The organism is Melioribacteraceae bacterium (genome assembly GCA_030584085.1).
In the GTDB taxonomy this organism is placed as follows: Bacteria; Bacteroidota; Ignavibacteria; order Ignavibacteriales; family Melioribacteraceae; genus SURF-28.
The window spans coordinates 1,178,783-1,191,593 of record CP129490.1; the positions used below are offsets into that span (position 1 = coordinate 1,178,783).

Genomic DNA, 12,811 nt, shown 5'->3' on the forward strand with positions numbered 1-12,811 from the left:
TAAAACGAAGTAATCTTCTGATTTGTATCAAAGAATAGCAGAGGGCAGAAATGATCAGCTCCGAAAGAATCTTTGAAAAAGACTTATACGAAATCTGGATTAATCAGAATTTCGAAAGTAACTTACAAACAATTGATGGAGATGAGATAGCAGTACTTGATGCCGGTCAACACAACTCCGATACTACCGGCCCCGATTTTCATAACGCAAGAATTAGAATTGGAAACTTAACTTTTGTCGGTGATATAGAAATTGACAGTGACTATCACGATTGGAAATCACACGGGCATCACCTAAATAACAAGTATAATAAAGTTGTACTCCACCTTTCGCTCACAAATAAATTTAATCAACCTTATGTTTATTCAAAAGATGGCAGAAAAATTCCATCGATAAAACTAGCCGATCATGTTGAAGTTCAGCAAGTCAAATCAATCAGCAAAAAAATTGAATCATACAATTCAAATCACGAACACACCTTGCGATGCATCGAAAGTAACAGCATTATTGATTTGAGGAGCAAAGAAAAATTTGTGCTGGATCTTGGAACAGAACGATACAAAAAAAAATGTATGAAGTTCTATGATAGATTAAAAGAACTAAAATACATTAGTGAACTTCAGCTGAAAGAACCGGTAATAAAATATGAATTGGGCGAAGAATTCAGAAATAAAAAATACACTCATAATGATTTCAAAGAAAAAGATCTTTGGCTTCAGCTACTTTATGAAAATGTATTTGAAGCACTTGGTTATTCAAAAAATAAATCAATAATGATGAAACTCGCGCAAGCGGCTAATATTAATTTTATTAATAGTTTTTTAAATGCTGGTAAAACTGATAAACAAAAATTAGAAGCAGCATTATTTGGAGTAAGTGGATTACTTCCTGATGCTGAAAAACTTCCCGATAATCACAAATCCGAGTACACAAAAAAAATATTTGAAGAATGGAAGTCCTTACAAAGCAAATATGATGGGGAAACGTTTAACGAGACCGATTGGAATTTTTTCAGACTACGCCCGCAGAACTTTCCTACAATAAGAATTGCCGGAGGAATTGAAATTCTTCAAAGTTTAGTTAATGATAATTTGGTGAGTTCGTTAATAAAAAAAATTAAAGAAATACGTAACCTTAACGTTTTAATAAATTCATTGCGATCAGTATTTGTGGTTAGATCACATGGTTTCTGGGAAGATCATTATGTGTTTGATAAAAAAGCTTCAACTAAAATAAAATATTTTGTCGGAGCAGGCAGAGCAGATGAAATCGTTATTAATGTATTGCTTCCATTTTTTACGGTGTACTTCGAAGTTTTTGGCAATCAGGATTTAGCAAAAAAGGTTTTCAAACTTTACAGTATTTACAAACAGAAAAATGATAATAAAATTGTTCGAGAAGTTTCGGAAACACTCGGTCTTAATCGTGTTTCGAACAGAACAGTTTATTCTCAAGGAATGATAGAATTATTCAGACACTTTTGCTCAAAAGGTAAGTGTTTAGAATGCGAGATTGGCAAACAAGTTTTTAATTAATTGTTACTGCTCTTCCTTCGATTTATTTCATCTCTCAGTTTTGCGGCTCGTTCATAATCTTCTTTTTCTATAGCTTCGCGTAATTGATCTTGTAAACTTGCACTTTTTGATTCAACTTTTTTCTTGACTTCACTTTCTTTTTCATTCATTTCTTCGGTTATTTCATCTTCGTCGGTAGTTGGTATAAATGCGGCATTTTTCATTACTTCTTCGGAAACAAAAATTGGTGCTTCGGATCTTACGGCTAACGCAATAGCATCACTCGGACGCGAATCAATTTCATTTGTAAGTGAAGAAACTTCCAACACAACTTTTGCATAAAAAGTATTCTCTTTCAGTTCATCGATGATAACTTCTATTACTGTTCCGCCTAAATTGTCTATTGTGTTTTTTAAGAGGTCATGAGTTAACGGTCTGGGAGGTTTTATTCCTTCCATTTCGAGTGCTATTGATTGAGCCTCGAACGAACCAATTATAATCGGTAATCTTCTATTGCCGTAAGTCTCTTTTAACAAGAGTGCATAAGCCCCTCCGGCAGAGGGGCTTGCAGATAATCCTAATATTTCAACTTGTATCTTATTCATAATATCTTCTATTCTGCTTTCAGTTTTTTGATCTCTTCAATTAGTTTTGGAACCACTTCAAATACATCACCGGTAATTCCGTAATCGGCAATTGTAAATATAGGTGCGTCTTTATCTTTATTAATTGCAACAATATATTTTGATGATCTCATACCGGCTAAATGTTGAATTGCTCCGGAGATTCCAACTGCTATGTAAAGTGAAGGCGTTACGGTTTTACCGGTTTGTCCCACTTGTTCACCATGAGGTCTCCATCCAGCGTCCACTACAGCACGAGAGGCACCGACTGCAGCGCCAAGTGTTTCGGCTAGTTCTTCAATCATGCCAAAATTATCCGGACCTTTTAAACCTCTTCCGCCGGAAACTATTATGTCAGCTTCTGATACATCCAGTTTACCTTCGGATTTTTTAACTTCGGTTACTCTACAAGAAAGATCAGGTGAACTAATTTCTTTCACTTCAATTTCTGCTGAATCAGTATTCGGTTCGCCGGCATTAAAGATATTTGTTCTTAATGTGAAGACTTTGATTTTACTATTTACTTTAACATCAATTATTGCTTTGCCGGCATAGACCGGACGGGCTGCAATAATATCGTTTTCAAAATTGAAAGCAACGCAATCCATTGCAATTCCGGCATTTAACTTTGCTGCAACTCTCGGGGCTAAATCTTTGCCCAAAGCCGTGTTAGGGAAAATTATAACATCGGCACCAATAGCTTGAGTATGTTCAACCAATGATTTCGTGTAAGCTGAAGATGAATAAAGAGCAAGATCTGAGTTTTTAATATGTGTTACCTTTTTTACACCAAATCCACCAACTTTTGCCAATTCATTTATATCCGAGCCGATAACAACAGCTTCAAAATCACATCCTAATTTCTCCGAAAAATCTTTACCTACTTTTACCGCTTCGAACGAAGCTTTTTTTATAATTCCGTTTCTTTGTTCAAGAAATGCCAATACTTTTTTTGCCATGTTCTCCTCCCTTAAATTACTTTTGCTTCTTCTCTAAGCAATTTTACTAATTCCGGTACCGCGCTTGAATCTTCACCTAAAATTTTACCGGGTTGTTTAGCGGGAGGTTTTTTCATTCCAACAACTTCAACTAAATTGCTATAAGTTTCTGGAGTCTTTTCTTCGATAGTTTTTTTCTTTGCCTGCATAATTCCTTTTAACGAAGCGTATCTCGGTTCGTTCAAACCCTTTTGTGCTGTAATTACAACCGGGAATGAAGTTTCTACAATTTCTCTTCCGCCTTCAATTTCCCGCTCAGCTATAACTTTTTCGCCATCTATTTTAAGATCAACCACAACAGTGACGCAATTGTAATTTAACAATTCTGCTGTAACTTGCCCTGTTATCGAATTATCATAGTCAACTGATTGCTTACCAAAGAAAACCACTTTTGCATCTTGAGCTTTTATTTCATCAGCTAAAGCTTTAGCTATACCTATGGAATCTCGTTGATTTTCGTCTTTTAGTAAAACGGCAGAATCGACACCCATTGCCAATGCTTTTCTTAGTGTTTCTTTATTAGCATCAGGTCCAACACTTATGGCAACTACTTCACCTTGCTGGGCTTCTTTTAGTTTAAGCGCTTCTTCAATCGCAAATTCATCATACGGATTTACGACAAACGTAACACCGTTCGGATCAATGTTTTTGCCATCTGAACCAACACTTACTTTGGTCGCAGTATCCGGAACATGGCTTACGCATACAGCTATTTTCATCCTTCCTCCTTTATTTCATCAAATAGATTAAAAAAGATATAAATACGAGAATAAAATTACAAAATTAAGATGACTAATTTATTTTATAACCATATTTTCATAACTTTCTTTTCAATAAGAAAAGTCCTTAAAATGCTTGAAGAAAAACCCACTGGAATTACTGAACCCGAATTTGAAGAAGAAATTGATGTTGGATTGCCATTCAAGGTAGTTCTTTATAATGATGATTGGCATACGTTTGATGAAGTTATTGATCAGATTATTAAAGCGATTAATTGTTCTTTGCAAAAAGCTCGCGATTTAACATTTGAAGTACACGTTAAAGGTAAAGCAATTGTATTTTTTGGACCTTTACCTGAATGCTTAAAAGTCTCCTCAGTTCTCGAAGAAATCGAATTACACACACAAATCATATCCCAATAATTCTGTATATTTGTATCCTATATAAAATTATTCAAACTAAAGGAAATATATGCAAATTGGATTGGTAGGATTACAATTTTCAGGTAAATCAACTCTTTTCAATACATTAGCTCAAACCGAAATGGTTCCTTCCGGAAAGGACGAAACCGTTATTGAAGTCGTAAAAGTACCCGATGAAAGATTAGATAAATTGACTGAGATGTTTAATCCTAAGAAAAAAGTTACTGCAACAATCGAGGTGTTTGACATTCCCGGATTGCAAATGCAAGATGACGGGAAAGTAAAAATTACAAGTGCGTTTTTGAATAATGTAAAAAATAACGATGCACTCTTTTATGTAATTCGTCAATTCGACGAACCATCAGTTCCGCATCCAATGAATTCTATTGATGTTAAACGCGACATTGAATTTCTTGAGACAGAATTTCTTCTATCTGATTTAACATTTTTGGAAAATCGTCTTGAGAAACTTCAAAAAGAAGTAATGAAAACGAAAGATGATAAAATAAAAAGAGAAATTCCCTTAATTGAAAAATGTCATAAGCATATTGAAAGTGAATTACCATTAAGGACTCTGGAACTTGATGATAATGAGCGGAAGATATTATCAGGTTATCAACTTCTTACATTAAAACCTTTAGCAATTGCGATTAATTGTGATGAAAACTCCATAAGTGATGTTGATAAAATTGTTAGTGATGTAAAAGCAAGTCTCAATGATAAAACAGTTGCGGTAATTCCTTTCTTTGCAAAAATTGAGTATGAACTTTCGCAAATGGAAGAAGAAGATCGTAAGTCCTTTATGAGTGATTACGGAATACATGAGTCAGCATTATCAAAAATATTACGAACGAGTTATGAGATATTAGGTCTGCAATCATTTTTTACTGTTGGTGAAGATGAATGCAGGGCATGGACAATCAAAAAGAATTATACCGCTCAAGATTCTGCCGGTGTAATTCACACTGATTTTTATAATAAATTTATTCGAGCTGAAGTAGTTAGTTATGCAGATTATATTGAACACGGTTCATTTGCAAAATGTAAAGAAGCAGGTGTTTGGCGGCTCGAAGGCAAAGAGTACATCGTAAAAGATGGTGACATTTTAAACATTCGACACAATTAAAGTAAAGGAGATTTCATGTCTAAACAAGCTATCGAAGGTTTGAAACCGGAATTAATTTGGCAGCGATTCTATGAAATTAGTCAAATCCCAAGACCTTCAAAAAAAGAAGAAAAAATTTTAGAATACTTAAGAAACTTTGCTAAAGAACATAATCTTGAAGTGTTGGAAGATGATATCCATAATATAGTTATGAAAGTTCCGGCAACAAAAGGTTATGAAAAAGCTCCGACTGTAATTATTCAGGGTCATGTTGATATGGTTTGCGAAAAGAACAAGGGCACTAAACATGACTTTGATAATGATCCAATAAAACTGGTTAGAGATGGTGAATGGCTTGCTGCTGAGGGAACAACTTTAGGAGCCGATAATGGTATTGGTGTAGCAGCCGGACTTGCTTTAGTTACCGATGAATCAGTGGTTCATGGACCCCTCGAAATTCTGTGCACAGTTGATGAAGAAACAGGCTTGACAGGAGCGAATAATCTGGGCAAAGGATTACTTGAAGGTAAAACTCTTCTGAATTTGGATTCGGAAGAGGACGGAGCGTTTTATGTAGGTTGTTCTGGCGGACAAGATACTGTGGGGATTTATAATATTGAGTGGGGAGATATACCTACTGGATATAAGTCATTTGAGCTTATGCTTGACGGATTAAAAGGCGGTCACTCGGGATTGGATATTGCTAACGGTAGGGGAAATGCTATTAAACTTTTTACAAGGTTACTGCTTAAACTTTCCGGTATTGATTACAGAATTGCCGAAATAAACGGTGGTTCAAAACGAAACGCAATTCCTCGCGAAGCTGAAGCAATAATCTTTATGAATGAATCGGATGAAAATAAGGTAAAAGAAATTGCAAAAAACTTTGTTAAGGAAGCATTGCTAGAATTTAAAGTTAATGACGGTGGAATAAAGGTTACCTTAACTCAAAAAGAATTCAATCACAAAAAAGTTTTTGCAAAGAACTTTTCTGATAAAGTTGTTAATTTATTGCATGCCTTACCGCATGGTATCATGGCGATGAGTCCGGATATCCCCGGTTTAGTTGAGACCTCAACAAACTTAGCAACAATTTTTACTAAAGAAGATAAATTGAGAATTGGGACAAGCCAACGCAGTTCGATCGATGTAGCAAAAGCCAATATTTCCGAAATGGTAAAATCTGCTTTCAAGTTAGCGGGAATTGATGCAATTGAGGATGCGGATAGTTATCCCGGTTGGCAGCCTAATATGGATTCTCAAATCCTAAAGCTTGGAAAATCTGTTTTCAAAAATATTTTTGGAAAAGAACCGGAGATAAAAGCTATACATGCCGGTTTGGAATGTGGAATTTTAGCCGATAAATATCCGGGTCTTGATATGGTTTCCTTCGGCCCAACTATTCAGGGTGCTCATTCTCCTGATGAAAGACTTAATATCCCTGATGTGGAAAAGTTTTATAAACTTTTAAGCGGTATTTTAGAAAAGATCGCAAAAAATAATTAAGCTCAATTAAGGGGATAGAATTTACATCTATCCCTTTTTTGTTTTAAATTGATGCGGTAAAAAATTGGATAACAACATCTAATAATAAAATAGAATGGCCATGAAAACAAATCTAAAACTTTATGATGTACCGCAAATTAATTCAATTCAGCAAATGGTAATCGAAAGCGCTGAAAAATTCTCCAATAAAATTGCATTGGAGGATTTGAATCAAACACCTATCCAATCCGTTACATACAAAGAATTGCTAAGAAATATTCTAAAATTTGGGATTGAACTTAAAAAAATGGGATTAAACGAACGTGCACATATTGCTGTTATCGGAGAGAATAGAGTTCAATGGTCTATTACTTACTTGACATGTATGTGTTTTAATTATGTTATTGTACCGATTGATAAGAATCTTACCTCGAATGAAATTTTAAATATTGTGCATGAATCCGATGCTGAGGCAATTATTTTTTCTGAATCATTTTCATCAACATTTTCAGGTGGCCATACATATTTAAAGAAAGTAAAACATTATATCTGTATGGATGAGACAAAAGAAGATCCAAAATTTCAATATATGCTGGATATAATTAACCGCGGAAATAACGTGGATGAAAGTATTCTCCCAAAAATTAATCCAAATGATTTAGCGGAAATAATTTTTACATCCGGCTCTTTGGGAAGGGCAAAAGGAGTAATGCTAACACAAGGTAATCTCGCGGCTAACTTGGTTGATATGGTCAGCATGATATTAATAACTGAACGAGATAGATTTCTTTCAGTATTACCGATGCATCATACATACGAATGTACATGCGGAATGTTGTGTCCTTTATATTGCGGTGCTTCCGCTCATTATGCAAGATCATTAAAAACTGTAGTGGATGATATACAAAAAGTCAAAGCGACAATACTTCTTGGTGTGCCGTTATTATTCGATAAAATGTTTAAGCGCATAATGAAAGGAGTAAGCGAGGATAAAATTAAATCGAAGATAGTTCCGCCGTTAATGAAACTGACAACATTGCTTCAACATGCGGGCGTAAAAGGTCTAAAACAAAAAATCTTTAAAGAACTTCATGAAAAATTCGGAGGTGCAATTCGAATATTTATTGCCGGAGGTGCTGCTCCCGATCCGCTTGTGGCAAAAGGATTGCGTGATCTCGGTTTTACTTTTATTCAAGGATACGGGTTGACCGAAACATCTCCAATTCTTGCCTTGAACCGGTTGGATAAATATAAGGATGATGCCGCAGGTATTCCTTTACCACGAGTAGAAATTAGAATTAATGAACCGGATGAAGATGGCATTGGCGAAATTTGGGCTAAGGGTCCTAGTGTTATGCCAGGTTATTATAAAAATGAAAAACTAACTGATGAAGCATTCCAAAACGGATGGTTCAAAACCGGTGATTTGGGATATTTTGATGAAGATGATTTTCTACACATTGCCGGAAGAAAGAAAAATGTAATTATTTCAAAAAGCGGAAAAAATGTTTTCCCCGAGGAAGTCGAAGATGTTTTAAATCGAAGTCCCTATATTCTTGAGTGCATGGTTTACGGTGAAAAAGATCCGAAACAAGATGAAATTATTGCTGCTCAGATTGTTGTGGATGCAGAAGCATTTATTGGTCTAGCCGAATCTGAAGGAATTACAATCAATGATGAATTGATAAACAAAAAAATATCCGAAGAAATTGATAAAACAAACAAGCAACTTGCATCTTACAAACAAATAAGAAGATATCACATAAGAGAACAAGAATTCGAAAAAACTACTACACAAAAAATTAAGAGGTACTTAGTTAATAAATCATAAATTTTTCTTTTAGTAACTTTTTATTAAATTCCCTTCATGTCAACAACATTACGAAGGGAATTTTTTTATGGACGAAACTAAGTTTACCCAGATTCAGAAAAGCATTAAAGTAAGACAACTCAAACAAAAAGATTACGAACAAGTAAGAGAACTTCAAATAAAATGTTTTCCCGGAATGAAGCCATGGTCAGAAGAACAATTTAAAAGTCAGATTAAAATATTTCCAAAGGGACAAATTTGCGTCGAGTATCAAAATAAAATAATCGCTTCTTCCTCAAGTTTAATTATCGATTTTGATATTTACGGTGAAAATCATTCCTATCAAAAAATTACCGGTTCCGGATTTATAACTAATCACAATCCGGAAGGTGATACCCTCTATGGTATTGAAATAATGGTCGATCCTAATTTCAGAGGTATGAAATTAGCACGCAGACTCTATGATGCTCGGAAAAAAATTGCTCGCGAATTAAACTTAATGAGAATTGTAATTGCCGGAAGAATTCCAAGTTATGATTCTTATAAAGACAAACTAACTGTTGAAAAATTTGTTGAACGCGTCAGCAAAAAATCTATATATGATCCTGTCCTAACAACTCAGCTATCAAATGGTTTTGTTCTAAAAAGAATTATAACCGATTACTTAACCGCAGATAAAGAATCTTCCGGTTATGCTACTTTATTAGAATGGACAAATATTAATTACGAGCCTCATCCACGGAAGCGATGGGAAATCGGAAGACCGGTTAGAATTTGTACAGTTCAGTACGGGATGAGAAAAATAAATGGCTTTGATGAATTCGCAAATCAATGTGAATATTTTGTTGACGTTGCATCCGGTTATAAAAGTGATTTTGTTTTGTTCCCCGAATTACTTACAACTCAGCTTCTATCCTTTATTGAAAATAAACGTCCCGGATTAGCTGCTAGAGAACTAGCCGAGTATACCGATCAATATCTGGAAATGTTTTCCAACCTAGCGATTAGATATAATATTAATATTATTGGCGGCTCACATTTCATAAATGAAGACGATAGACTTTTTAACGTTTCTTTCTTATTCCACCGAAGCGGAAAAATTGATAAGCAGTATAAGCTTCATATTACACCGAATGAAAGAAAGTGGTGGGGAGTTGAACCGGGAAATAAAGTTGAGGTGTTTGATACGGATGTTGGGCGAGTTGCAATAAACATTTGTTATGATGTCGAATTCCCGGAATTAGCGAGAATTGCTGCCGAACAAGGTGCACAAATTATTTTTGTACCATTCTGTACGGATGAAAGAAAAGGTTATTTGCGAGTTCGTTATTGTGCGCAGGCAAGATGTATCGAAAATCAAATTTATGTCGCTTTAGCCGGAACAGTTGGTAATCTTCCCCAAGTCGAAAATATGGATATTCAATATGCTCAATCCGGTATTTTTACACCATCGGATTTTACTTTTGCGAGAGACGGAATTGCAGCAGAATGTACACCTAATGTTGAAACGGTAGTTATTCATGATGTAGATATCGAAGAATTAAAACGTGCCCGTACTAACGGAACAACTCTTAATTGGAATGACAGAAGATTAGACTTGTATGAATTGAAGTACAAAAAATAATTTTATTAAAATCATTTACATAAAATAAAAAACCCGATTGCATAAATCGGGTTTTTTGTGAGGTGGAGGTGGGAGTCGAACCCACGAATAAAGGTTTTGCAGACCTTCGCCTTAGGCCACTTGGCTACTCCACCATTTTTTATAAATCTAATATAAAAAAGAAAATCCACACACGGTGGATTTTTTGAGCGGGAAACGGGACTCGAACCCGCGACATCAACCTTGGCAAGGTTGCGCTCTACCAACTGAGCTATTCCCGCATTATTTTAAGAACTACTTTCAAAAAGAGCTATCAAATATAGTATCCTTTAGAATCTTTTGCAATAATTCTAAAAATTATTTCCGTGATCCATGTATAAATCCCCGGTAAGGTCTGGAATGTTGGATAGTTATAAAAGTTTTCGGGTCAATTCCATCAATAATTTTCTGGACGGGTTTTAAATCTTTTCTTCTGATAATGATAACCAAAATTGCAATCCCGCCGCTTCCGCCTTCAGCAGGAAGAATTGTCACCGCAAACCTCGATTCTCTTAATTTTTTTGCAATTGCATCGGTATGATGTCTTGAAATTATATTCAATTGAACGAATCCTAATGCAACTTTTTCTTCAAGTGCAATTCCTAATAAATTCCCTAAACCGAAACCGATTGCATAACCAAATAAGTTTATTGTCTGGTCCATATGTTCAACAATATATCTCATTGCAAATATCCAAATAAGGACTTCAAAAAATCCTGTGATGGCAGCATGGTATTTTTTTGCATTAACGACCAAAATAGTTCTAAATGTTCCTAGAGTCACATCTGCAATTCGCATAATCATTATAATAACGCCGCCTAAAATCACCTCGAGCATAAAATCTCCTTAATAGAAAAAAATTAAGTTATGTAAATAATTTTTATTTTTACCGATCACAAAATAGTGAATAAATGAAAGAAGCGGAAAGAAAAGAATTAGTAGATCATCTTCGTAAGCGAGGAATTAAAGACGAACTAGTACTTGGGGCAATAATGAAAGTTGAAAGACATCTTTTTGTTCCGGATGTAATGGTTCACCATGCTTATAACGATAACGCGTTGCCAATAGGAAAAGGACAAACAATTTCACAACCTTACACCGTTGCTTATATGACCGAAGCACTTCAAATTTCGGAAGGAGACAAGATCTTAGAAATCGGAACCGGTTCCGGTTACCAAGCTGCGATTTTAGTTGCAATGGGATGTAAAGTTTATACGATTGAAAGAGACGTCGATTTATACAATAGGACACAAAAACTTTTTGATAAATTAAGTATTCGAGTTGCTTTGAAATGCGGTGACGGAACAATTGGCTGGGAAGAATTTGCTCCTTTCAATAAAATAATTGTAACAGCAGGAGGACCGGATATTCCAAAGAAACTTTTAAAACAATTAGCAGTTGGAGGAAGAATGGTAATCCCTGTTGGAGATAGAGCAACACAAAGTTTGAAGATTATCGATAAAATTGACGAAGAAAGTTTTTCAATTAATGAAAGACCGAATTTTGCATTCGTACCACTCATCGGAAAGGAAGGATGGAACAACAAGTAATTGTTATAGTTGGTCCAACTTGTTCAGGCAAAACAAGTCTTGCAGTCAATCTTGCTAAAGAACTTGATACTGAGATCATCTCGGCTGACAGCCGGCAAATTTTTAAATATCTTACAATCGGAACCGCAAAACCAAATCTGCTAGAATTATCTCAAGTCAAACATCATTTTATAGATTTTTTATATCCGGATGAAGATTATAATGTGGGACTTTATGAAAGAGACGCAACGAAAATCATTGGTAGCCTCGCAGCATCAAATAAAATCCCGATTATAGTCGGCGGTTCAGGACTATATATAAAAGCTGTAATTGATGGAATTGTTGATGTTGATTCCGATGATGAATTAAGAGAAGAATTAAAACAGATAAGAGAAGAATTTGGAAATGAATTTTTATACAACGAATTAAAAAAGATAGACCCAAGTGCAGCGGAAACAATGCTCCCTTCAAACTGGAAAAGAGTAATTCGAGCAATTGAAGTATTTAAACTTACCGGCAAATCCATTTTGGAAATACACAACAAAGAAACCAAAACAAACAATTATAATTTTTTGCAGTTTGGATTGAATTGGCCGAGACAAATTCTTTATAAAAATATTGAAGCTCGAGTTGATCAGATGATAGAAAACGGACTTGTTGATGAAGTTAAATCAATCTTAGAAATGAATTATTCTAAAAAATTAAACTCTCTAAACACGGTTGGATATAAAGAAATTATAAGTTATTTGGATAATGAAATTTCATTAGAGCGAGCTGTTGAATTAATTAAAAGAAACACACGCCGTTATGCAAAAAGACAGTTAACTTGGTTCAGAAAAGACGAAAGAATAAAATGGTTTGATCTTGAATCCTTCGAGGAAATTGAAATCATAAAGAATAAAATCCTTAAATCAATCACATAGTTTGAACTAGACCCGCTTAATAGATATATTTGTTTCACTA

Annotated in this window: 12 protein-coding genes and 2 tRNA genes; 8 read left to right on the forward strand and 6 right to left on the reverse strand. The window is 34.8% G+C overall.

The genetic code is table 11. From position 1 onward, the window contains the following. Window positions 1-50 precede the first annotated feature (50 nt). Complete coding sequence (locus QY331_05420) at window positions 51-1,535, forward strand: DUF2851 family protein (GenBank protein WKZ70693.1); 1,485 nt, start codon at window positions 51-53, stop codon at window positions 1,533-1,535. Here the strand turns inward: QY331_05420 and QY331_05425 are convergent. From QY331_05425 to QY331_05435, 3 genes are read right to left on the reverse strand one after another with little or no spacing between them, the layout of a single operon-like run. After that, a complete protein-coding gene (locus QY331_05425) occupies window positions 1,532-2,119 on the reverse strand; it encodes a DUF151 domain-containing protein (protein WKZ70694.1) in 588 nt (195 codons plus the stop codon). The genes QY331_05420 and QY331_05425 overlap by 4 nt on opposite strands. Before the next feature lie 8 nt (window positions 2,120-2,127). After that, window positions 2,128-3,096 (reverse strand): electron transfer flavoprotein subunit alpha/FixB family protein, encoded by a 969-nt coding sequence (locus tag QY331_05430; protein ID WKZ70695.1) that lies wholly within the window; start codon window positions 3,094-3,096, stop codon window positions 2,128-2,130. 11 nt (window positions 3,097-3,107) lie between these two features. After that, window positions 3,108-3,854 (reverse strand): electron transfer flavoprotein subunit beta/FixA family protein, encoded by a 747-nt coding sequence (locus QY331_05435; GenBank protein WKZ70696.1) that lies wholly within the window; start codon window positions 3,852-3,854, stop codon window positions 3,108-3,110. A 132-nt stretch (window positions 3,855-3,986) separates the two neighbouring features. Between QY331_05435 and QY331_05440 the strand changes: the two genes are divergently transcribed. The 5 genes from QY331_05440 to QY331_05460 all read left to right on the forward strand — a co-directional run bounded on the left by QY331_05440 (window position 3,987) and on the right by QY331_05460 (window position 10,301). Continuing rightward, on the forward strand, window positions 3,987-4,277 hold the full coding sequence (locus QY331_05440; GenBank protein WKZ70697.1) for an ATP-dependent Clp protease adaptor ClpS: 291 nt from the start codon (window positions 3,987-3,989) through the stop codon (window positions 4,275-4,277). Between the two features lie 49 nt (window positions 4,278-4,326). Then, entirely contained in the window at window positions 4,327-5,403 is a 1,077-nt protein-coding gene (gene ychF / locus QY331_05445; protein ID WKZ70698.1) for a redox-regulated ATPase YchF, read from the forward strand. Window positions 5,404-5,418: 15 nt separating this feature from the next. Further along, complete coding sequence (locus QY331_05450) at window positions 5,419-6,888, forward strand: aminoacyl-histidine dipeptidase (GenBank protein WKZ70699.1); 1,470 nt, start codon at window positions 5,419-5,421, stop codon at window positions 6,886-6,888. A gap of 100 nt (window positions 6,889-6,988) precedes the next feature. Continuing rightward, window positions 6,989-8,698, forward strand: a complete 1,710-nt coding sequence (locus tag QY331_05455) for an AMP-binding protein (GenBank protein ID WKZ70700.1) — start codon at window positions 6,989-6,991, stop codon at window positions 8,696-8,698. Between the two features lie 67 nt (window positions 8,699-8,765). Next, a complete protein-coding gene (locus QY331_05460) occupies window positions 8,766-10,301 on the forward strand; it encodes a GNAT family N-acetyltransferase (GenBank protein ID WKZ70701.1) in 1,536 nt (511 codons plus the stop codon). Between the two features lie 60 nt (window positions 10,302-10,361). Here QY331_05460 and QY331_05465 read toward each other — a convergent pair. The 3 genes from QY331_05465 to QY331_05475 all read right to left on the reverse strand — a co-directional run bounded on the left by QY331_05465 (window position 10,362) and on the right by QY331_05475 (window position 11,156). Beyond that, window positions 10,362-10,435: transfer RNA gene (locus QY331_05465), tRNA-Cys, on the reverse strand. Window positions 10,436-10,488: 53 nt separating this feature from the next. Then, window positions 10,489-10,561: transfer RNA gene (locus tag QY331_05470), tRNA-Gly, on the reverse strand. Window positions 10,562-10,637: 76 nt separating this feature from the next. After that, window positions 10,638-11,156, reverse strand: a complete 519-nt coding sequence (locus tag QY331_05475; GenBank protein ID WKZ70702.1) for a DUF5698 domain-containing protein — start codon at window positions 11,154-11,156, stop codon at window positions 10,638-10,640. Window positions 11,157-11,230: 74 nt separating this feature from the next. On the opposite strand from QY331_05475, the gene QY331_05480 reads away from it, so the two are divergent. Beyond that, on the forward strand, window positions 11,231-11,869 hold the full coding sequence (locus QY331_05480) for a protein-L-isoaspartate(D-aspartate) O-methyltransferase (protein ID WKZ70703.1): 639 nt from the start codon (window positions 11,231-11,233) through the stop codon (window positions 11,867-11,869). Continuing rightward, window positions 11,854-12,771, forward strand: coding sequence for a tRNA (adenosine(37)-N6)-dimethylallyltransferase MiaA (miaA, locus tag QY331_05485; GenBank protein ID WKZ70704.1), 918 nt, complete (start codon window positions 11,854-11,856; stop codon window positions 12,769-12,771). Before QY331_05480 ends, miaA begins: the two co-directional genes overlap by 16 nt. The last annotated feature ends 40 nt before the right edge of the window (window positions 12,772-12,811 follow it).